The following is a 20,849-nucleotide window of genomic DNA, read 5'->3' as shown; positions in this document are numbered from 1 at the left end:
GCTATAATTTTAGCAAAAATTATTAAAATTTTTACTTAATTTTTAGTAATTTTTAAGTAATTAATCTAAAAATTTAGGTTTGATAAAAGGCACATGAGTCCCTATAACTTTGAGTTTTCTTTCTTTAAATTCTTTAAGTAGTTTTTCCCTTGTTTGTATAGCCTCATTTTGATCTATATCAAATTTTATAGCGATTTTAGGTTTTGGGATTTGTATATCATAAAGATGAAGTAAATCTCCCCAAAAGACTATTTTATCATCAATTATGATAGCATTTTGACCTGGGGTATGCCCGTAAGCAGGTATGGCTTTAATACCTGAATTTTGAAAGATCAAATCTTTGGAATGATCGATAAATTCTATATTTTTAAGTTTAAGCAAGGTGTTTTTAATTTCTTGTCTATCGCTTTTGATCCAAAAATCATATTCTTTTTTATCGATTAAAATTTGAGCTTTTGGAAAAAGATTTTCTTCGCTCATTAAAGCACCTATATGATCAGGATGTGCGTGTGTTAAGATAATATGAGTGATATCTTTAAAATCGGTTTTATGGATATGTAATTTTTCTTTTAATGTGTCAATAGTATCTAAAAACCCTGTGTCTATTAAAGCATTAAAATTTGGATTTTTTATCAGAACAATATTATGCTCATTTCTTTTGATTTTTGTGCGAGTTTTTTCTATAAAATTCTTATCTTCATCGCTTTGTGGCACTAAAAAAGAAAATAATAAATTTAAAAATTCATCATCAGACTGTTTAAGTGAGATTATATGGGTTTGATTTGAATTTTTGCTTGTGGTTTTTTCTTCTAAAAAATAAAGATTGGTTTTTAAAAGAGTGGTTATAAAATTAAACATATTTATCCTTAAATTTTTAGATAATATTTTGGAAATGATTATAGTATAATAAAAACAATGTTTTTAAAATTTAAGGTAATTAATCAATGAGAAAATCAAAATTTGAAACAAAGGAAATTAAGATCTTAGGACTTTCTTCATTAGGAGGAACTTTAGAATTTTATGATTTTATTATTTTTGTCTTTTTTGCTGAATATATAGCTAATGTATTTTTTCCTAAAGATATGAGTGAATTTTGGGCTTTATTAAATACTTATGGAGCATTTGCAGCTGGATATTTAGCACGTCCTTTAGGTGGTATAGTTATGGCACATTTTGGAGATAAATTTGGGCGTAAAAATATGTTTATGCTAAGTATTTTACTAATGGTTCTTCCTACCTTTGTCTTAGCTTTTATTCCAGGTTATGAAACTCTTGGGTTTTTAGCTCCTGTTTTATTGATACTTATAAGAATTTTTCAAGGCATAGCTATAGGTGGAGAATTGCCTGGAGCTTGGGTTTTTGTAAGAGAGTATTGTCAAGAAAAACAAAAAGCTTTCTTTTTAAGCTGTTTAAATTCAGCTATGGCTTTAGGAATTTTGTTAGGAAGTATAGTATTTTTAATCATTAATGCTTTTTTTAGCATAGAAGAAATTGCTGCTTATGCATGGCGTATTGCTTTTTTTGTAGGTGGAATTTTTGGGATTATTTCTATTTATTTGCGTAGATTTTTGCAAGAAACTCCTGTTTTTAAACAAATGAAAAAAGAATCATCGCTTAGTTCTTTTCCACTTAAAGATTTATTTAAAGAAAAGGATATTGTAAAAAATTTATTTTCATCAATGATAATGACTTGGGTTTTAACAGGTTGTGTTATTGTGCTTGTTTTATTAATGCCTAAATTTATGCCTAGTATTTTAAATTTAAGTGGGGTTGAAGGAAGTTATTTACAGATATTAGGAATTTTGGGAATAGCTTTAGGCGGGGTTTTTATGGGTTATCTTGTAGATAAATTTGGTTTATTCAAAATTTGCATTTTCTTTTCTTTAGCTTTTGTATTTTTTTCTTTTTTATATTTTTATGCTTTATATGAGCTTAAAAATTTGGTTTTGGTGTGTATTTTGTATTCGATTGTTTGTTTTTTAGGTGGGATTAATGTGTTCGCACCTATTTTAATGAGTGAAGTTTTTAGAGCTAAAATAAGATTTTCAGGAATTTCTTTTTCTTATAATATTGCTTATGCAATTTCAGGCGGTATTACTCCGCAACTCGTTTTTTGGCTTAATACACTTGCGAGTAAAAATGAAAATCCATTTTTATATGGTATGAGTATATATATGATTTTTTTAGCGTTATTGGCTATTTGTGCTGTTTTTATAGTAAAAGATAAAATAAAATTTTGATAATCACTCTTAAAATGTTATAATTAAAATTATATTTTGGAGTTTATAAATGCCTTTTATTATGGAATTACTTAAGCAAAATAAATTAAAGTTGATTTCTTTTTTGCTTTTTTCTTTTATTACAAGCGCTGTTGGAGTTTTAACTCTTGTTTTTATCAATGATTATTTGCTTAAAAATGCACAAAACATTCCTATTTTTTATTTTATTGTTTTGCTTTTGATTTTTTTTATAAGTTCTACCATAGTTGAACTTGGACTTAGTATTTTTGGACAAAATTTTATTTTTAAAATGCAAAGGCGCGTAGTAAAGCAGATCTTAGACACCCCTTTGTTAAGAGTCGCTAAAGTAGGTAAGGCTAGAATTTTAGCTTCTTTGGGAAGTGATGTGAGAAATATATCTTTTGGGCTTTTAAGATTGCCTGATTTTTTACAATCAAGTATATTGATTTTATGCACTAGTGTTTATTTATGTTATCTTTCACTACAAATTTTTGCTTTGTGTGTGGTATGGATTATGGTTATTTTTATTACTAATAATTTTTTGATGATGAAAGTATATCAGTATTTTCGAAAGGCAAGGGAAAATGACGATGCTTTGCAAAATAATTACCAAAATATATTAGATGGACATAAAGAACTTTTGATCAATCGTGACAGAGCCAAGCTTTACTATGAAGATGAATTTGAAAATAATGCAAGATTGAAAAAGAAAAATAGTACTTTAGGCAATCTTTTTAACAATCTCTCAAACAACTGGACAAATGTAACTCTTTTGGCTTTAGTGGGCGTAGAGTTTTACTTAGCTTTAAAATTTGAATGGGCAAGTGTTGCAGATGCTACAACTATAGCTCTTTCTATTTTGTTTTTACGAACCCCTTTAGTATCTATGATAGGATCTTTTCCTACTTTGCTTTTGGCAAAAATCGCTTTGGATAAGATCGCAAAATTGGAATTAGATGATTATATAGAAGGTTTTAAAAAAACACATTATATCAGTGAATGGAAAAAAATTTCTTTTAGAAATACTCAATTTGCTTATGAAGAAAATTTTCATTTAAATCCTGTAAATATAGAACTTAAAAAAGGTGAATTGGTATTTTTAATAGGTAAAAATGGAAGTGGTAAATCCACTTTTTGTATGCTTTTGACAGGACTTTTTAAGCCAAGCAAAGGCGGAATTTATGTTGATGATACGCTTATAGATGATAAAAATTTAGATGAGTATAGATCTCTTATTTCTGCTGTTTTTAGCGATTTTCATCTTTTTACTAAAACCTTAAATAAAGAAAATTTTGCAAGCGAAGAAAAAATTGCTTTTTGGTTGGAGTTTTTAGAACTTAAAGATAAAACAAGTGTCAAAGATAATGAACTGACCTTAACCAAACTTTCTACAGGGCAAAAAAAGCGTTTAGCTATGCTTATAGCCTTGCTTGAAGAAAGGGATATTTTAGTGCTTGATGAATGGGCGGCTGATCAAGATCCTGTTTTTAGAAGATTTTTTTATAAAAAACTTTTACCTTTGCTAAAAGAGCAAGGTAAAACAATCTTTGCTATCACACATGATGATGCATATTTTGATAGTGCTGATAGAATTTTCTTGGCTCAAAATGGTGAAATCAGCGAATTAAAGGGTGAGAATATAAAGGAATTAGCTAAAAATTTAGTAGAAAAATTTGATTAAAGCCCAAAATGGGCTTATATTATTTATCATAGAGCTTTTTTTCTATATTGATATAAAATTCAGCAATTTTTCCATAAGCAACTTCCCAAGCTTTAAGAGTAGCTTCGTCAGGATTTAAAAGATTTTTAATAGCTTTTAAAAGGCAAGCTCCAACTATAGGATAATGCTCTTCTTTAACCCCTAAATTAACATGAGTTATGGCAACTTTATCAACAAAGTTTCTCATATTTTCTAAATTTTCTATATTTTTAGCTGCCATTAAAATCGCCATCGCTAAAGCTTTTGGTTGTTCTCCTGAAATTTGTTTTTCCATATTAAACATAGGTTTTACCTCAGGATAATCATTAAACATTATTTTATAAAACTCATTGGTTAAATCCTCTCCATTTTTTTGCAAAATAGGCACACAATCTTTGATGATTTGAATTTGTTCTTTTGTCATAGTTTCTCCTTTTTGTTGTAAAAGAGATATTTTATATCTTAAAAAGGAGAAAAAAATTGACTTGTGTTAAAATTATGCTCAAAAATATAAATTTAAAATTATCTTTAAATTATTAAATTATATAATTGATAATAAATTAAAAAGAGGGACTATGGCAAATTTTAAAGCTTTTTATAATGAGGCTAAGTATATTTTTAAGGATAGAATTTTTAATGATTATGCTAGATGCTATGCTTATGGCATTGATGCGTCGTGTTATTTTTATATTCCAAAAATAGTGATTATTGCTAAAAATGAAGATGAAATTAAGCAAATTATTCAATTAGCAAATACTTATAAAACTCCTATAACATTTAGAGCAGCAGGTACAAGTTTAAGTGGACAAAGCTCTTGTGATGGAGTACTTGTAGTGATTAAATTTGCCTTTAAAAAAATAAAAATTAACAAAGACGCTAGCGAAATTACTTTAGGATGTGGTGTAGTAGGCATTCATGCTAATGAAAGTCTTGCTTTTTTGAAGAAAAAAATAGGACCTGATCCAGCTACTATAAATTCAGCTTTAATTGGAGGGATTGTAAATAACAATTCAAGCGGAATGTGCTGCGGAACTAAGGATAATAGCTATAAAACCTTAAGAAGTATTAGGGTGATTTTGGCAAATGGTAGTATGCTTGATACCAGTGATGCTTTAAGCGTGGCTCGATTTAAAGATGAAAATAAAAAATTAATTAATGAACTTAGAGAGATCAAAGAAGAGATTAATGCCAATAAAGAATTAAAAGATTTAATAATCAAAAAATTTAAAATCAAAAACACCACAGGTTATAGCCTTAATGCCTTTGTTGATTATGATGATGAAATAGATATTTTAGCACACTTGCTTATTGGCTCTGAAGGGACTTTGGGATTTGTAAGCGAAGTTAAGCTTGCTGTTTTGGATGATTTGGAATTTAAGGCCTGTGCTTTATTGTTTTTTGATAATATCAATAATGCTGCAAACACTATAAAAGAATTTGCTAAAGTTGATTTTGTAAGTTCTGCTGAAATAATGGACTATGCAAGTTTAAAAGCTGCATCAACTTATGATGAGTTAAGAGATATTTTAGCTGATATTAAAGAGGGTAATACTTGTGTATTGATCCAAAGTGAGCATAGTAATGAGCTTAAGCTTGATGAAAATATAAATAAAATAAAAGAAATTTCCAAACTGGCTTATAAGTCATATTTTAGCAAGAATAAGGCCGAATATGATTTATGGTGGAAGATTAGAAAAGCACTCTTGCCTATAGCAGCTAGTCTTAGAAAGGCAGGTTCAACGGTAATTACTGAAGATGTGTGTTTTAATATCGAGGATTTAGCCGATGGAATTAAAAGCATTCAAGAATTGTTTTATAAATATGGCTTTGGTGATAATGGAATCATTTTTGGCCATGCATTAGCAGGCAATATCCATTTTATTATCACACCGGATTTAAACAATAAGCTTGAATTTGATAATTTTTCAAATCTAGTTAAAGAAATGTCTAATATAGTAGCTTCTTATGGTGGAAGTATAAAAGCTGAACACGGCACAGGGCGTATGGTGGCACCTTTTGTGGAGGTAGAGTGGGGTAAGCAAGCTTATTTGATCAATAAAAAAATCAAAAGTATCTTTGATAAGGATAGTTTATTTAATCCCGATGTAATCATTAGCGATGATAAAGATATTTATAAGAAAAATATCAAACAAGTCAGTTGGATTGATGAGAAATTAAATACCTGTATGGAATGTGGATTTTGCGAAAGATTTTGTCCATCAAATGAATATACAATTACTCCAAGACAAAGAATTGCGATCTTACGAGAGATTAAACGCCTTGAAAGCTTAAATGATGATGAGTCAAAAGCAAAATTAAAGGATATTAAAAAATATTACAATCATTTAGTAGACAGCTCTTGTGCTGCTTGTGGAGTGTGCTCTTTTTCATGTCCTTTGGGGATTAATTTTGCTGATTTTTCATTAAAATATAGAAAAAATAATATAGGATTTATATCTAAAATTTTAGGAAATCTAGCATATAAAAATCATGAAAAAACTCTAAAAATTGCTAAATTTTCATTAAGTATCGCAAATAAATTTGATAATTTAAGTCTTGATAATAAGCTTGAAAAAGCAAGCAATTTTCTTAGCATTATACCAAGAACTAGGGCGTATTTGCCTAAGGTGAATGATTATGAGCTAAAAAGTCATAAAAGAGCTTGCAATGTGGTTTATTTTACAAGCTGTCTTAATAAAAGCTTTAAACCAAATGAAAAAATGCATGATAAAAGAAGTTTGCAAGAAGTATTTGAGAGCTTGTGTAAAAAAGCAAATATAGGCATTATTTATGCACCCAATGATTTATGTTGTGGTAAGGCTTATGAGAATTTTCAAGATATTCAAGATAAAAATATACAAAAAATCAATGACTTTTTAAGCAATATAGACTCACCCATAGTGTTAGATCATAGTGCTTGTAGTGCTAAGTTAATTAGTGATCATTCAAAGTATGAAATTTATGATTTAAGCGAGTATTTATTAAAATTTATTGTTCCTAAGTTACGCATTGATAAAATCAATGAGAATGTAGGATTATATATCATGTGTGCTGCTAGAAAGCTTGGTTTAAATGAAAATATAATTAAGCTTGCAAAGCTATGTACGAATGGAAAAGTATTAATAGATAATGATACCTATTGTTGTGGGTTTGCTGGATACAAGGGCTTTTTCAAGCCTCAATTAAATATTAGTGCTACAAAGGGCTTTAAAAAATTTTATGCCAAAACAAATATTAAGCGCGGGTTTAGTACATCAAGCACTTGCGAGATAGGATTAAGCGATGCTACGGGTATATCTTGGCAGCATATAGCGTATTTATTGGATGAATGCAGTGAAGCAATTTAATTGATAAATAAAACTCCATAATTTAAAGCAAATTATCCCCCCATAGGGCTTGTGGCTTCTTATTTTTTATTTTATAATTCTTTAAAATTTTAAATTTGAGGAGTTACAAGTGCTTAGATGGTTTGTTTTACTATTTTTATTGTTTTTCAATCTTGAGGCTAAAATTCCAAAAGATACTTTAATCGTAGCTGTGGAAAATGAAATTTCAAGGATAAATCCTGCTTATAGTGAGGATCATGATGCAGTGATTAATCTTGTATTTTCAGGGCTTACGCGTTTTGATGAAAATATGAGTTTAAAACCTGATTTGGCTAAGTCTTGGGATGTTAGTAAAGACGGGCTTGTTTATGATATTTTTTTAAGAGATGATGTTTTATGGCATGATGGAGTCAAATTTAGTGCTGATGATGTGAAATTTAGTATAGAAGCCTTTAAAGATCCTAAAAACAATTCTTCTGTTTATGTCAATTTTGAAGACATTAAAAGTGTGGAAATTTTAAATCCTTCTCATGTGAAAATCACACTTTTTAAACCTTATCCTGCATTTTTAGATGCTTTAAGCATAGGTATGCTTCCTAAACATTTGCTTGAAAATGAGAATTTAAACACAAGCTCTTTTAATCAAAATCCTATAGGTACAGGTCCTTATAAATTTGTAAAATGGAAAAAAGGTGAATATGTTGAATTTAAAGCCAATGAACATTTTTATCTTGATAAGGTAAAAACTCCAAGACTTATTATAAAATACGTTTTTGATCCTTCTATAGCTAGTGCCCAGCTTAAAAATGGCAAGATAGACGCAGCTTTAATCGATGTTTCTTTGCTAAATATTTTTAAAAATGATGAAAATTTTGGAATTTTACGTGAAAAATCGGCTGATTATCGGGCTTTAATGTTTAATTTTGATAATGAATTTTTAAAAGATTTAAAAGTAAGACAAGCCTTAAATTACGCAGTTGATAAAGAAAGTATAATAAAAAATCTTTTACATGATTATGCTTTTGTAGCCAATCACCCTTTAGAGCGTTCTTGGGCAAATTCTAAGAATTTTAAAATTTACAAATATGATCCTAAAAAAGCCGAGGACTTGCTTGTAAGTGCAGGTTTTAAGAAAAATAAAGATGGAAATTTTGAAAAAGATGGGAAAATTTTAGAATTTGAAATTTGGGCGATGAGTAATGATCCTTTAAGGGTAAGTTTGGCTGGAATTTTGCAAAGCGAATTTAGAAAAATAGGAGTTGTAAGCAAGGTGGTGGCTAAACCTGCTGGAAGTTTTGATTATTCTAAAGTAGATAGTTTTTTAATAGGCTGGGGAAGTCCTTTAGATCCTGATTTTCACACTTTTAGGGTATTTGAAAGTTCGCAAGATAGTGCTTTAAATGATGAGGGTTGGAATTTTGGACATTATCATGATAAAAAAGTGGATATAGCCTTGCAAAAAGCAAGAAATACTTCAAATTTAGAAGAGAGAAAAAAATATTATAAAGATTTTATAGATGCTTTGTATGAAAATCCCCCTTTTATTTTTTTAGCTTATCTTGATTTTGCTTTAGTTTATAATAAAGATTTAAAAGGTATCAAAGCAAGGACTTTAGGTCATCACGGAGTGGGTTTTACTTGGAATGTTTATGAGTGGAGTAAATAGTGCTAAAACGCTTAGTTTTTAGTATTTTCATAGCATTTTTTAGCACTTTTTTATGTTTTGTTTTACTTTATTTTAGTAAAGGCAGTATAGCTTATGCTAATGGAGTTAATTCACAAAGTAAAGAATTTGTTCAAAGAATAGAACAAAATTTAGGGCTTGATAAGCCTTTGCTAGAGCAGTATAAAATTTGGCTTTTTAAGGCTTTAAAAGGAGATTTAGGAGTTTCTTTTTTAAGTGGAGAAAGTGTTTTAAAGCTTATAAAAGAAAGAATTTTTAATACTTTTATTTTGGGTTTTAATGCCTTAATGCTTTTATTTTTACTCAGTGTTTTTTTAGCACTTTTAGGATATTATTATAAAGAAAGTTTTATAGATAAAATCATCACTTTTTTAGCTTTTAATTTTTTTGCTTTACCTCCTTTTGTTTTGGCTTTATTGTTTGTTTTGATTTTTGGAATTTTTTGGAAAATTTTGCCTGTTATGGGAAGCAGTGATATAGGTTTTGAAGATGATTTTTTAAATCGTTTAGAGCATTTGATTTTGCCTGTTTTGGTGCTCGTTTTATCACATTTGGCGTTATTTTTAAGGATTGCTAGAAATTTTATCAATGAAAGTTTTTCTCAAATTTTTATTCAAAATTTATACGCTAGAGCTTTAAGGGAGAAAGATATTTATTTTTTAGTTTTGAAATATTCTTTAAGTCCTATTGTGGCTTATTTTGGGGGAAGTGCTTTAAGTTTTATGATGGGAACTTATGTGGTAGAAAGTGTCTTTGCTTACGAGGGGCTTGGGTCTTTACTTTTTAAAAGTATTATTTTTAAAGATTATCCTGTTGTACTTGCACTTATATTTTTTAGTGTTTTGCTTGCAGCATTTTTTACATTTTTAAGTGATATTGTAGCTAGGATTTTAAATCCTAGATTAAGAAGGCTTGATTTTGTTTAAATTTCTTATCATTCTTGCGCCTTTAATTTTTTTGTTTTTATGCGCCTTGTTTGCACCTTTTTTGGCTCCTTTTGATATTTTAAGCACTCATTTAGAAAATTTGCATCAAGCTCCTAATTTTACTTATATTTTAGGGACTGATTTTTTAGGCAGAGATTTGTTTTCTCGTTTGCTTTTTGCTTTGAGAAATTCTTTGATTATAGGTGTTGGTGGATCTTTATTGTCTATTATCTTTGCTTTGTGCTATTTGTTTTTAGCGCGATGTTTTTTTTACGTTTTTTGGATGCGTATTTTAGAGTTTTTTTTAGCCTTGCCTGCTTTTTTACTTATGATGTTTTTTCAAAGTATGATAACTTCTGATGTGTTTTTGATGATTTTTTTAATCGCTTTAATTCATTGGTGTTTCATAGCAAGAATTATAGAAAGTGAATTAAAAAGACTTGAAAATTTAGATTTTTACAAAGCAAATATAGTGCTTGGAAGAACTAAATTTAGAGCTTTTTTTAAAGATTTAATACCTGCTTTAAAAACACTGATTTTTACACTTTTTATATTTAATATCGTTCATGCTATAGCCACAGAAGCTACTTTGAGTTTTTTTGGACTGGGTTTAGGATTTGAAATTCCAACTTTAGGCACTCTTTTGAGTGAGTCTTCAAAAGCAGTTTTTATAGGCGCTTGGTGGATGATACTTTTTCCACTTTTAAGCTTGCTTTTGTTGTTTTTACCTCTTTTATGGTTGGGTAATTTTTTACAAAAAATTTGGGGTATAAGATCTTGAAGGTAAGAAATTTAAATATTAGTTCGAAAAATAATTTATTGCTTAAGGATATTAATTTAGATATAAAAACAGGTAAAACTTTAATGATACTAGGACAAAGTGGAGTGGGCAAAAGTTTGTTAGGAAAAGCTTTGGTAAGACTTTTAGATTCTAATTTCACAATAAGTTTTGATGAATTAAGTTTTCATAATTCTTGTATTTTTAATTTTAATAAAGAAGAACTTAGAAATTTTCGTTCTAAGGTGGCACTTGTTTTGCAAGATGCAGAGCTTAGTCTTTATCCTTATTTGGATATTGGAAATTTATGTCATCTTGTTTTAAAAACTCATACAAAATTAAAACAAAAAGAAAGAAAAGATTATGCTTTTTCTTATTTTCAAAAATTAGGATTTGAAAATCTTGATCGTTTGTGGCATTCTTATGCTAATGAATTAAGTTTGGGTATGGCAAGAAGGGTGAGCCTAGCTTTGGCATTATTAAATCAACCCCAAATTTTAATTTGTGATGAAATCACAGCTTCTTTGGATAAAGAAAACGCTTCTAAGATTATATCGATTTTAAAAGAATTAAAAAATACTACAGCCTTAGTTTGCATCACTCATGATTTAAATTTGGTAAATTCTTTAGCAGATGAAATTCTTATACTAGAAAAAAATAGTTCAAATTTATATAGCTTAAATGAGTTTTTAAGGTATTATAATGCTTAAAGTTTGTAATTTAAGTAAGTTTTATGAGCTTAAAAAGCATTGGTATTTAAAAAAAGAAAGACATATTATTTTTGATAATATCAATTTTTCTTTAAATGAAAATGACAATTTAATAATTTTAGGTAAAAGTGGTGCAGGTAAAAGCACATTAGCTAGAATTCTTTGTTTTTTAGAAGATCCAAGTGAGGGTGAGGTATGGTATGAAAATCTTAACTTACACAAGCTTGATAAAAACAAACAAAGACTTTTAAGAAAGCAAATTCAGTATTGCTTTCAAGATCAAAAAATGGCTTTAAACCCTTATAAAAAAATCAAAAATCTTATACAAGATGGTTTGGAAAATTTTAATTTACAAAAGAATGATGACTTGATTTTAGAATTTTTTGATTTTTTTAGTCTAAAAAAGCAAATTTTAAAACAAAAACCCTATGAGTTAAGTGGAGGAGAAGCCACGCGTGTAGGTCTTATCCGTGCTTTGGTTTTAAATCCTAAATTGTTGATTTTAGATGAAATTACTTCAGCACTTGATATTAAAACTTCTAAAGAAATTTTAACTTTTTTATATGACTATCAGCAAAAAAATAATATTTCTTATATATTTATAACCCATCAAAGTGATCTTTTTTATAAATTTAATCATAAAAAATTAAAACTTTAAAAAATATTTTTTAATATAAGTTTCAATATAGAAAGTTTAGAGTAAAATAAAGAAAAGTGTAAATTTAATTTTTGTTGTGGAGTGATTAAAGTGCTTTAAAAAAGGAGAATAAATGTCTCATATAGATGCTTCGCATCCTTATTTTGGTATTTTTTTAATGCTAGTACTTGCTAGTGTTATTTTTTTCGGACTGGTTTTTTTAGCTTCAAAAATCGGTAATAATTTTGCCGCAAAAAATCGCAAAAAATTAGGACTTGGAATTTATGAATGTGGTCCTATTCCTGTTAAACAAGCTAACAAGATTAACTCTCAATTTTTCATCATCGCCTTAATCTTCATACTTTTGGATATAGAAGTTGTGTTTTTATTTCCTTGGGCTTTGATTTTTAAAGATTTAGGTTGGTTTGGGCTTTTAGAAGTTTTTATTTTTATCGTACTTTTAGGAGTTGGATTTTTATATGCTTATAAAAAAGGAGCGTTTGCATGGCAGAGCATCAAATAAATTATGCAAGTGGTTTACCCGTAGTTTTAACTAGTGTTGATAAACTAGTTCAATGGGGTAGGAGTAATTCTTTATGGGCTTTATCTTATGGACTTGCCTGTTGTGCGATTGAGATGATGGCGGCTGGGGGTTCAAGATATGATTTTGATAGATTTGGAACGATTTTTAGAGCTTCGCCACGCCATAGTGAAGTAATGATTATTGCAGGAACTTTATGTAAAAAGCATGCTGAATTTACAAGAAGACTTTATGATCAAATGCCTGATCCTAAATGGGTGATTTCTATGGGAAGTTGTGCCAATACAGGCGGTATGTTTAATACTTATTCTACTGTTCAAGGAGTGGATAGAATTATACCTGTAGATATTTATGTGCCAGGCTGTGCTCCACGTCCAGAAAGTTTTCAGTTTGCTTTGATGATTTTGCAAAAAAAGATCCGCAAAGAAAAAGCAAGTCGTAAAATCGCACCTAAAAGGTTGGTATAATGAGAAAGTATAGCGATAAAAAAAATGCTCAAACTCAAAATTACTACAAAGATAGATTTTATCACGCGCCACACACTGTAAAATCTGATGTTAATGAAAGTGTTTTTAAAGAGGATTTTGAAGTTTTAAAAACTCAAGTAGAAATTTTAAATTCCTTTGTAGAACTTGATTTTTGGGTAATAGAAATTAAAAAAGAAGACAATGTTAAAACTTTGCAAATGCTTAAAACTTTAGGGTATTTAAGTTTTACAGAAGCAAGCGCTATTGATTTTATAGCAAGTAAAAATGGTTTTGAAGTGTTTTATCAGCTTTTAAATTTAGAAAAAAAATTAAGAGTGAGAATAAAAACTTTTGTAGGCGTAAAAGAGCGTTTGCAAAGCGTGGCTCATGTTTTTAAAGGGGCAAATTGGAGTGAGAGAGAAATTTATGATATGTTTGGAATTTTCATCATAAATCATCCCAATTTAAAACGCATTTTAATGCCTGATGATTGGTTTGGACATCCGCTTTTGAAAACTTATCCTTTAAAGGGCGATGAGTTTGCAAGATGGTATGAGATTGATAAAATTTTTGGCAAAAAATATCGTGAAGTAGTGGGCGAAGAGCAAAGAGATTCTGGTTTTGCTGATGATAAAGATACGCTAAATTTTGCAAGACTTTATCATGAAGTGCCAAAAGGTAGTCAAAAGAAGGAAATTTCCTTTAAACAAGAATATCAAGAAGATGAAGGCGTGGCTTTTGTAAAAAAAGTAAAACGTGATGAAGCAAAAATTTTAGAGAAAAGGCGTTAAAATGCAAATTCCTAGCAAGTTAAAACCTTATTATGAAAATATAGCTTTTGAGCAAGAAGACTCAAAGATGATTATCAATTTAGGCCCTCAACATCCTTCAGCACATGGAAATTTACGCCTTATTTTAGAACTTGATGGAGAGCAAGTTGTAAAAGCGCGTCCTTGTATAGGTTATATGCATCGTGGTATGGAAAAAATGGCTGAAAATATGATTTATCAAGAGTTTATTCCTACTACTGATAGAATGGATTATATCGCTGCTTCAGCGAATAATTATGCTTATTGTGCAGCGGTTGAAAAGCTTTGTGGTTTAGAGATTCCACGCCGTGCCGCAGTGATACGCATGATACTTTTAGAATTAAACCGTATCACATCACATTTGCTTTGGCTTGCCACTCATGCGCTTGATATTGGTGCGATGAGTGTGTTTTTATACTGTTTTAGAGAACGTGAGTATGTTTTGGATTTGATAGAAAAGTATTGTGGTGCAAGGCTTACGCATTCTTCTATGAGAATAGGTGGGGTTATGCTTGATTTACCTGAGAATTATTTAGAAGAAATGCTTGCATTTTGCGATAAATTTCCAAATGATTTAAAAGATTATGAAGATCTTTTAGATGATAATAGAATTTGGCGTTTAAGAACTGAAAATGTAGGTGTAGTTACTAAAGAACAAGCTTTAAACTGGGGTTGTACGGGTGTGATGCTAAGAGGAAGTGGCATAAAATACGATATACGCAAAGAAGAGCCTTATTTGCTTTATAATGAAGTCAAATTTGGCGTGCCTTATGCTACGCAAGGGGATTCTTATGCAAGATATAAAGTTTATATGCAAGAATTTCGTGAAAGTTTGAAAATCCTTAGACAATGTGCCATGCTTTATAAAGATACTCCACCTGAAATTTTAGCTACGCATCCTGAGTATGTAAGTGCTTCAAAGGAACAAATTTTAACGCAGAATTATTCTTTAATGCAGCATTTTGTTTTAATCACTCAAGGTTTAAAACCCCCTAAAGGCGAAGTTTATGTGCCTACTGAAAGTCCAAAAGGTGAGCTTGGCTTTTTTATCCATAGTGATGGTACAGGAAGACCTTATCGTTTAAAGGCTAGAACGCCTAGTTATTGGCATTGTGCGTTTTTTGAAGAAATGCTTGTAGGTACTTATTTAGCTGATGTTGTAGCCATTATGGGTAATGTAAATATAGTTTTAGGTGAGATAGATCGATGAGAAGGGTAGATTTAAGAAAAAGCAAAGAGCTTTTTGAAGATTTAGCACAAATCATAAAAGAAGCAAAACAAGGTGAGGTTTTAGTGGTGCTTTTTGAAATCGGCGATTTTTCTCCTGTTGAAAAAAGTTTTTCTTTTGTAAAAGAACAAGGCTGTGAGCTTTTAAATTCTTTGAAATTTAATCAAGTGGATTGGACTATTGTTATAAAAAAGGAGAGAGTATGATTTATGATAATGCTCTTTGTTTTTTAGATATGCCAAGCCTTAAAAACAAAAATTTATGTGAAAAAATAGGTGTAAATAGTATTAATATTTCTTGTTTGGAAGATAAAAACTTAAAAGCTAAATTTTACAAATGCGAAATTGCAAGTTTGAGTTTTGTTTTGGCCTTGCTTTGTAAATTAAGCGATGAAGGGCAATTTTGCGATTTAGATGAGGGATATTTAAGTGCTGAATCTTGTTTTGGAGAGGAAGAAGCAGGCGAAGTGCTTGCTTTTTTAAAAGAGACTAAGTATTTAATTATAGATAAAAATATCCATTCTTATAAAGATAGTGAAAATATCAAATATTTTTTGAATTTCCTAAGTGTAAAATATGGATTAAAGATTTTAGATAGCGATGAAGAAGAATGCGATTTTAAAAAGGCAAAATTAAACACCCTAAAAGAACTCGATAATTATGACGGGTTAGTGCTTTTTAGAGCAAATTTGCAAGATAAAAATTTACATTGTTCAAAGCAATTTTTACAAATTGCAAAATGCAAAGATCAAAGTGAAGTTGAAATTTTGGCTAAAGATTTTAGTCTTAAAACCAAGCTTTGTTTAGATGAAAATTTACAAGGCACTATAGCTTTTTTAAATTATGAAAACAATGGTTTTGATTTTACTCCAATTCGCATAAAGGAAGCAAAATGACAGTTAAGATTAATGGTATAGATTGCGCCTTTGAAGAAGGCGAATATATTTTAAATATAGCAAGAAGAAATGATATTTTTATCCCAGCGATTTGCTATCTTTCGGGCTGTAGTCCTACTTTGGCTTGTCGTATGTGTATGGTTGAAGCTGATGGTAAAAAGGTATATTCTTGCAATACTAAAGCAAAAGAGGGCATGGTTGTAGAAAGTGATTTACAAAATCTTTGGGATGAAAGAAATGAGATCATGCAAGCTTATTGTATCAATCATCCTTTAGAATGTGGAGTTTGTGATAAATCAGGCGAGTGTGAATTGCAAAATTTCACTCATAAAAGTCGTGTAAATGTTCAAAAATATTGGATTAAAGACACGCATAAACCGCATAAACATTGGGGAATGATTAATTACGATCCCGCACTTTGCATAGTATGTGAGCGTTGTATTACAGTTTGTAAGGATAAAATCGGAGAAAGTGCTTTAAAGACTGTTCCTCGTGGCGGAGATAGTGTGGATAATAGCTTTAAAGAGAGCATGGGAAAAGATGCTTATGCGATTTGGACTAAATTTCAAAAAAGTTTGATAGGCCCTACAAATGGCGACACGCTTGATTGTTCATTTTGTGGAGAATGTACAAGCGTATGCCCAACAGGAGCTTTAATAGGTTCGAAATTTCAATACACTTCAAATATTTGGGAACTTAAAAGAATCCCTGCTTCAAATCCACATTCAAGCGATTGTGAGTTGATGTATTATGATATTAAGCAAAGCGGCATTAGCAATCAAAAAGAAAAAATTTATCGTGTGAGTAATGATTTTGCCTTTGCGAGTTTAAATAAGGCTGCAAGATTTGCTTTTGATACGCAAAATGAGGCGGATAAAGATGAAAAAGCCTTTAAAGAACTTGTGGAGCTTTTTGAGAAAAATGAAATTAAAAACATTAAATTTAATAGTTTTATTACCAATGAAGAAGCTTTGATTTTACAAAATTTAAAAAAGAAATTTAATCTTTCTTTAATCAATGAAGAAGCTTTGAAATTTAAAGAATTTTTACAAGAATTTATCGCTAATTCTGGTGAGTTTTATAGCGCTAATACTCAAGATATAACAAAAAGTGATTTTTTGGTTGTGGCTGGAATGCTTTTAAGATATGATGCTCCAACGCTTAGTTATAAAATCAATAATGCTTTAGTGATGAATAAAGGCTCAGGGCTTTATTTTCATCCTATGGAAGATATGGGTATAGCAAAATATTCTAAAAATTTTATCTCGCACATTCATAAAAGTGGCGATGAAGAGCAAATTTTATATTTTTTACTTCAAAAATTTAGCCAAGATGAAGGTATCAAAACTCATTTAGCAGAGTTTTTTGTTAGTGAAAATAAAGAAATAGAAGAAAGTATCAACGAAGAAGTTGTAGAACAAGTCATAGAAAAAGATGAAGAAGGCAATGAAATTCAAAAAGAAGTAAAAAAAGTCGTACCTAAGAAAGTGAAAAACAACATAGAAGTACAACGCTCTGTTTTTGCTAAAAATTTAGGCATAGATGAAGATAAATTAGAAGATTTATTGCTTAAAAAAGCAAATTTTACTCTTGTTATAGGGAGTGATTTTTATTTTCATAAAAATGCGAAAAAACTTGCTAAATTACTTGCTTTGATCCAAAATACCACTCCTTTTAAAGTCTTTTTAAATCCTACGCATACTAATACCTTAGGTGTGGCTATGATTTGCGATTTGGATAACAATACACAAGAAGGCAAGACTTTAGGCTACAATGAAAAAGGTGATTTTAGTTTTTCTTATGAAGAGCATGCAAATTTAGCTAGTGCGAGTTTAAATCAGCAAGAAGGAACTTTTTTAAATTATGATAAAAGAGTGGTACCAACTAACGCTGCTTTAGAATTTAAGGGATATTTTTTAAATGATTTGGCTAATGCTTTAGGTTTTGATGAGGAATATACTATAAATTATACTAAGAGACTCCCTATAAATAAAGGTTTTTCTCCGATTGATTTTGATCATTTAGACAATTTTTATACCAATGCAGGCGATTGTAAAAGGGGATATGAGCTTAATTTAGAATGTTTCAAACAAGTTGCTAAAAAAGAATTCATCTCTCCAAATTTTGAAAATTTAAGCCTAAAAGAAGATGAAATTTTGCTTTATAGTGCTAATCCTAGCTATCAATTTGGTAGATTTTCAAATCGTGCTAGTGCGATTAATGAGGTGATTTTTTTAGGTGTAAGTGAAAATTTAGCTAAAGAGAAAAATTTAAAAGATAAAGATCTTGTAAAACTTAAAATAAAAGATAAAGAATTAAGCCTTAGTGTGCGTGTGGATAAGGATATAAAAAATGGAGCTTTCTTGCCGTATTTTGATGAAAAACTTGACACGCTAAGCTTTTTTGATGAAAGATTTGTTGTGGCGAATTTAGAAAAATTAGGAGCAAACCATGAGTGATTTTGCTTTTTTTGCTTTAGAGACTTTGATTAAATGTATTATTATCATTGCAATATTTGCGAGTTTAGCAGGTCTTGCAACTTATGCTGAAAGAAAGGTTTTAGCTTATTTTCAAAGACGCATAGGGCCTGATATGGTAGGGCCTTTTGGGCTTATTCAACTTGTAGCTGATATGATAAAGCTTTTTACTAAAGAAGATATAATCCCTTCAAATTCGCAAAAATTTATTTTTGCTATAGCACCTTTGATTTCTGCTATTTGTGCTTTTATTTCTTTAGCAGCTATTCCTATGCTACCTGAATTTACTTTATTTGGAAGGGTTATTCAGCCTATAGTGGCAGATATCAATGTAGCTTTGCTTTTTGTCATCGGTACTTCAGGACTTTGCTTTTATGCGGTGTTTTTGGGTGGACTTGCAAGTAATAATAAATGGTCGATTTTAGGGGCTGCAAGAGGGCTTGTAGCGATTATTTCCTATGAAAGCGTAGGAGCTTTAGCTTTGATTGCTATTGTAATGCTTGTAGGTTCTTTTTCTTTGGTGGATATTAACAATTATCAAAGCGATGGATTTTTTTCTTGGCTTATTTTTAAACAGCCTCTAGCTTTTGTGCTTTTTATAATTGCTTTATTTATAGAGACTAATAGAACTCCGCTTTGTTTGACGGAAAATGATGCTGAAATTGTAGCGGGTTATGGAACGGAGTATTCGGGTTTAAGATGGGGTATGTTTTTTATAGGTGAATATGCTTCTATGATAGCTGGAGCTATTTTGGTAACTCTTTTGTTTTTAGGGGGTTTTAATAGCTTTTGGATTATTCCTGGTTGGATTATGATGATAGTAAAATCAAGTTTTATTTTCTTTTGGTATTTTTGGGCAAGAGCTGCTTTTCCGCAATTGCGTCCAGATCAAGTGATGAAAATGTGCTATTTGATCTTAATCCCTTTAGCGGTTTTAAACCTTTTAATCACTGCTTTGGCAGTTCTTTTATAGGAGTTTGATATGAAAAATTATTACTTAGTGGATGAGAAAAGAAAAACTCCTGTTAGCACTTGGGAGAAAATTTCACAAGCTTTGCGTAGAAGTGTTAAACTAGAGCTTTTTCTAGGGCTTTTTGTGATGATGAGAGAATTGCTTAAGAGAAATAATAGCGCTACGATTAAATATCCTTTTGAAAAGGTAAAACTTGACAATCGTTACCGTGCTGTTCATCGTCTGATGCGTTTTATAGAAAGTGAAAACGAAAGATGTATAGGTTGTGGGCTTTGCGAAAAAATTTGCATTAGTAATTGTATCAGAATGGAAACTTCTTTAGATGAAAATGGGCGTAAAAAAGTAGGAAATTATAGTATTAATTTAGGGCGTTGTATTTATTGTGGTTTTTGTGCTGAGGTTTGCCCTGAACTTGCTATAGTACATGGAACAGAGTATGAAAATGCAGCTGAGCAAAGGTCTTATTTTGGCTATAAGCAAGATTTTTTAACTCCTATTGATAAGCTTAAAAATCAAGTTGAATTTGAAGGAGCAGGAAGCCTTAGAAAAGATGCTGATTTATTGGTGGTAAAAACACCAAATTATTACGATGTGATGATTGAAAGAGCCTTAGAAAATCAAAATACACAAGAGCAAGGAGAAAATAAATGATAGAAAATTTGGCTTTTGTATTTTTTAGTGTAGTGGTTTTAGGCTTTTTTGGCATTGCGGTTTTAAGTAAAAATATGCTTTATTCTCTTTCTGCTTTAGCGGGTGGAATGGTGTTTTTATCGGGATTTTATTTTTTGCTTGATGCAGAGTTTTTAGGCGTGATACAAATTATTGTTTATAGTGGAGCTGTACTTGGACTTTATAGTTTTGCGATGATGTTTTTTGATGCTTCTAAAGAATTTAAAGAACAACTTAAAGCTAAAAAAAGTTTTTTTACTTTGGTGGTTTTAAGTGCGATTTTACTTTTGACTATGCTTATAGGTTTTAAATACCAAAATATCAGCACGGATTTGCCTTTAAATGATCCTGCTTTGTTTGATTTTAATAAACAACTGGCTTTAGCGATTTTTTCAAAATATCTTTTAGCTTTTGAGTTTATAGCTATTTTGCTTTTGATCGCTTTAGTTTGTGCTATCACTCTTACTCATAAAGAGCTTACAAAGGAAAAACAATGATAGAAAAGTATTTTTTCGTTGCTATTTTAATGTTTGTCATAGGGCTTGTAGGGATTTTAAAAAGACAAAATCTCATTATGCTTTTTATTTCGAGTGAAATTTTATTAAATAGTGCTAATTTAGCTTTAGTAGCAGCTTCTAAAATGCACAATGATTTAAATGGACAGGTTTTTGCGCTTTTTATCATGGGTGTAGCGGCTTGTGAAGTAGCTGTTGGTATAGCTTTGTGTGTGCTTTGGTATAGAAGAAAAGGCACTTTAGAATTAAAAAGCTTAAAAGAAGTGGAGGCTTAG

At 30.0% G+C, this 20,849-nt stretch carries 21 protein-coding genes; 19 read left to right on the top strand and 2 right to left on the bottom strand.

From position 1 onward, the window contains the following. Nucleotides 1-60: 60 nt before the first annotated feature. Nucleotides 61-858, bottom strand: coding sequence for an MBL fold metallo-hydrolase (locus FBF21_RS08240; RefSeq protein WP_002851251.1), 798 nt, complete (start codon nt 856-858; stop codon nt 61-63). An 86-nt stretch (nt 859-944) separates the two neighbouring features. Here FBF21_RS08240 and FBF21_RS08235 point away from each other — a divergent pair, with 86 nt between their 5' ends. After that, a complete protein-coding gene (locus FBF21_RS08235) occupies nt 945-2,240 on the top strand; it encodes an MFS transporter (RefSeq protein ID WP_042635951.1) in 1,296 nt (431 codons plus the stop codon). 49 nt (nt 2,241-2,289) lie between these two features. Beyond that, complete coding sequence (locus FBF21_RS08230; protein ID WP_002876083.1) at nt 2,290-3,921, top strand: multidrug ABC transporter permease/ATP-binding protein; 1,632 nt, start codon at nt 2,290-2,292, stop codon at nt 3,919-3,921. A gap of 19 nt (nt 3,922-3,940) precedes the next feature. On the opposite strand, the gene cgb is transcribed toward FBF21_RS08230, so the two are convergent. Next, entirely contained in the window at nt 3,941-4,363 is a 423-nt protein-coding gene (gene cgb, locus FBF21_RS08225) for a single-domain globin Cgb (protein ID WP_002858935.1), read from the bottom strand. A 151-nt stretch (nt 4,364-4,514) separates the two neighbouring features. Between cgb and FBF21_RS08220 the strand changes: the two genes are divergently transcribed. The 17 genes from FBF21_RS08220 to nuoK all read left to right on the top strand — a co-directional run bounded on the left by FBF21_RS08220 (nt 4,515) and on the right by nuoK (nt 20,849). Beyond that, nucleotides 4,515-7,286: an FAD-binding and (Fe-S)-binding domain-containing protein gene (locus tag FBF21_RS08220; RefSeq protein WP_002876084.1), complete on the top strand. Its 2,772-nt coding sequence runs from the start codon at nt 4,515-4,517 to the stop codon at nt 7,284-7,286. A 109-nt stretch (nt 7,287-7,395) separates the two neighbouring features. After that, nucleotides 7,396-8,931, top strand: a complete 1,536-nt coding sequence (locus tag FBF21_RS08215) for an ABC transporter substrate-binding protein (protein ID WP_002886463.1) — start codon at nt 7,396-7,398, stop codon at nt 8,929-8,931. Continuing rightward, the gene (locus FBF21_RS08210) at nt 8,931-9,875 is read left to right on the top strand and encodes an ABC transporter permease (protein ID WP_002886466.1); all 945 of its coding nucleotides are present in this window, start codon (nt 8,931-8,933) and stop codon (nt 9,873-9,875) included. Before FBF21_RS08215 ends, FBF21_RS08210 begins: the two co-directional genes overlap by 1 nt. After that, on the top strand, nt 9,862-10,656 hold the full coding sequence (locus FBF21_RS08205; protein ID WP_002858931.1) for an ABC transporter permease: 795 nt from the start codon (nt 9,862-9,864) through the stop codon (nt 10,654-10,656). The genes FBF21_RS08210 and FBF21_RS08205 overlap by 14 nt, the downstream gene beginning before the upstream one ends. After that, nucleotides 10,653-11,363 carry an ABC transporter ATP-binding protein gene (locus tag FBF21_RS08200; RefSeq protein ID WP_002886469.1) on the top strand — a complete coding sequence of 237 codons (711 nt, stop codon included), beginning with the start codon at nt 10,653-10,655 and terminating at the stop codon, nt 11,361-11,363. The genes FBF21_RS08205 and FBF21_RS08200 overlap by 4 nt, the downstream gene beginning before the upstream one ends. Further along, nucleotides 11,356-12,021 carry an ATP-binding cassette domain-containing protein gene (locus FBF21_RS08195; RefSeq protein WP_002876088.1) on the top strand — a complete coding sequence of 222 codons (666 nt, stop codon included), beginning with the start codon at nt 11,356-11,358 and terminating at the stop codon, nt 12,019-12,021. Before FBF21_RS08200 ends, FBF21_RS08195 begins: the two co-directional genes overlap by 8 nt. Before the next feature lie 112 nt (nt 12,022-12,133). After that, a complete protein-coding gene (locus tag FBF21_RS08190; RefSeq protein WP_002870000.1) occupies nt 12,134-12,523 on the top strand; it encodes an NAD(P)H-quinone oxidoreductase subunit 3 in 390 nt (129 codons plus the stop codon). Continuing rightward, the gene (locus tag FBF21_RS08185; RefSeq protein ID WP_002824974.1) at nt 12,505-13,008 is read left to right on the top strand and encodes an NADH-quinone oxidoreductase subunit B; all 504 of its coding nucleotides are present in this window, start codon (nt 12,505-12,507) and stop codon (nt 13,006-13,008) included. Before FBF21_RS08190 ends, FBF21_RS08185 begins: the two co-directional genes overlap by 19 nt. Beyond that, on the top strand, nt 13,005-13,799 hold the full coding sequence (locus FBF21_RS08180; protein ID WP_079462215.1) for an NADH-quinone oxidoreductase subunit C: 795 nt from the start codon (nt 13,005-13,007) through the stop codon (nt 13,797-13,799). Before FBF21_RS08185 ends, FBF21_RS08180 begins: the two co-directional genes overlap by 4 nt. Nucleotide 13,800: 1 nt before the next feature. Next, on the top strand, nt 13,801-15,027 hold the full coding sequence (nuoD, locus tag FBF21_RS08175; RefSeq protein ID WP_002885616.1) for an NADH dehydrogenase (quinone) subunit D: 1,227 nt from the start codon (nt 13,801-13,803) through the stop codon (nt 15,025-15,027). After that, complete coding sequence (locus FBF21_RS08170) at nt 15,024-15,251, top strand: NADH-ubiquinone oxidoreductase subunit E family protein (RefSeq protein WP_002824979.1); 228 nt, start codon at nt 15,024-15,026, stop codon at nt 15,249-15,251. Before nuoD ends, FBF21_RS08170 begins: the two co-directional genes overlap by 4 nt. After that, entirely contained in the window at nt 15,248-15,940 is a 693-nt protein-coding gene (locus tag FBF21_RS08165; RefSeq protein WP_002870002.1) for a hypothetical protein, read from the top strand. The genes FBF21_RS08170 and FBF21_RS08165 overlap by 4 nt, the downstream gene beginning before the upstream one ends. Then, the gene (locus FBF21_RS08160) at nt 15,937-18,399 is read left to right on the top strand and encodes an NADH-quinone oxidoreductase subunit G (protein ID WP_002870003.1); all 2,463 of its coding nucleotides are present in this window, start codon (nt 15,937-15,939) and stop codon (nt 18,397-18,399) included. Before FBF21_RS08165 ends, FBF21_RS08160 begins: the two co-directional genes overlap by 4 nt. Continuing rightward, complete coding sequence (gene nuoH, locus FBF21_RS08155; RefSeq protein WP_002870004.1) at nt 18,392-19,390, top strand: NADH-quinone oxidoreductase subunit NuoH; 999 nt, start codon at nt 18,392-18,394, stop codon at nt 19,388-19,390. Before FBF21_RS08160 ends, nuoH begins: the two co-directional genes overlap by 8 nt. 9 nt (nt 19,391-19,399) lie before the next feature. Further along, nucleotides 19,400-20,041, top strand: a complete 642-nt coding sequence (gene nuoI / locus FBF21_RS08150) for an NADH-quinone oxidoreductase subunit NuoI (protein WP_002870005.1) — start codon at nt 19,400-19,402, stop codon at nt 20,039-20,041. After that, nucleotides 20,038-20,556 (top strand): NADH-quinone oxidoreductase subunit J, encoded by a 519-nt coding sequence (locus FBF21_RS08145; RefSeq protein ID WP_002870007.1) that lies wholly within the window; start codon nt 20,038-20,040, stop codon nt 20,554-20,556. Before nuoI ends, FBF21_RS08145 begins: the two co-directional genes overlap by 4 nt. Further along, nucleotides 20,553-20,849 carry an NADH-quinone oxidoreductase subunit NuoK gene (nuoK, locus tag FBF21_RS08140; protein WP_002858921.1) on the top strand — a complete coding sequence of 99 codons (297 nt, stop codon included), beginning with the start codon at nt 20,553-20,555 and terminating at the stop codon, nt 20,847-20,849. Before FBF21_RS08145 ends, nuoK begins: the two co-directional genes overlap by 4 nt.

Origin of the sequence: Campylobacter sp. CFSAN093238, assembly GCF_012898015.1 — a bacterium.
Classification (GTDB): domain Bacteria; phylum Campylobacterota; class Campylobacteria; order Campylobacterales; family Campylobacteraceae; genus Campylobacter_D; species Campylobacter_D jejuni.
The sequence above is the reverse complement of the archived record's forward strand: the minus strand, read 5'-3'. Positions and strand labels throughout refer to the sequence as shown.

What these genes read in the sequence shown, in the direction of transcription:
- nuoK (WP_002858921.1), top strand. Translation starts at nt 20,553, where the DNA reads ATGATAGAAAAGTATTTTTTCGTTGCTATTTTAATGTTTGTCATAGGG.
- FBF21_RS08165 (WP_002870002.1), top strand. Translation starts at nt 15,248, where the DNA reads ATGATTTATGATAATGCTCTTTGTTTTTTAGATATGCCAAGCCTTAAA.
- nuoI (WP_002870005.1), top strand. Translation starts at nt 19,400, where the DNA reads ATGAAAAATTATTACTTAGTGGATGAGAAAAGAAAAACTCCTGTTAGC.
- FBF21_RS08145 (WP_002870007.1), top strand. Translation starts at nt 20,038, where the DNA reads ATGATAGAAAATTTGGCTTTTGTATTTTTTAGTGTAGTGGTTTTAGGC.
- nuoH (WP_002870004.1), top strand. Translation starts at nt 18,392, where the DNA reads ATGAGTGATTTTGCTTTTTTTGCTTTAGAGACTTTGATTAAATGTATT.
- cgb (WP_002858935.1), bottom strand. Translation starts at nt 4,363, where the DNA reads ATGACAAAAGAACAAATTCAAATCATCAAAGATTGTGTGCCTATTTTG.
- FBF21_RS08195 (WP_002876088.1), top strand. Translation starts at nt 11,356, where the DNA reads ATGCTTAAAGTTTGTAATTTAAGTAAGTTTTATGAGCTTAAAAAGCAT.
- FBF21_RS08235 (WP_042635951.1), top strand. Translation starts at nt 945, where the DNA reads ATGAGAAAATCAAAATTTGAAACAAAGGAAATTAAGATCTTAGGACTT.
- FBF21_RS08240 (WP_002851251.1), bottom strand. Translation starts at nt 858, where the DNA reads ATGTTTAATTTTATAACCACTCTTTTAAAAACCAATCTTTATTTTTTA.
- FBF21_RS08190 (WP_002870000.1), top strand. Translation starts at nt 12,134, where the DNA reads ATGTCTCATATAGATGCTTCGCATCCTTATTTTGGTATTTTTTTAATG.
- FBF21_RS08160 (WP_002870003.1), top strand. Translation starts at nt 15,937, where the DNA reads ATGACAGTTAAGATTAATGGTATAGATTGCGCCTTTGAAGAAGGCGAA.
- FBF21_RS08185 (WP_002824974.1), top strand. Translation starts at nt 12,505, where the DNA reads ATGGCAGAGCATCAAATAAATTATGCAAGTGGTTTACCCGTAGTTTTA.
- FBF21_RS08230 (WP_002876083.1), top strand. Translation starts at nt 2,290, where the DNA reads ATGCCTTTTATTATGGAATTACTTAAGCAAAATAAATTAAAGTTGATT.
- FBF21_RS08170 (WP_002824979.1), top strand. Translation starts at nt 15,024, where the DNA reads ATGAGAAGGGTAGATTTAAGAAAAAGCAAAGAGCTTTTTGAAGATTTA.
- FBF21_RS08220 (WP_002876084.1), top strand. Translation starts at nt 4,515, where the DNA reads ATGGCAAATTTTAAAGCTTTTTATAATGAGGCTAAGTATATTTTTAAG.
- nuoD (WP_002885616.1), top strand. Translation starts at nt 13,801, where the DNA reads ATGCAAATTCCTAGCAAGTTAAAACCTTATTATGAAAATATAGCTTTT.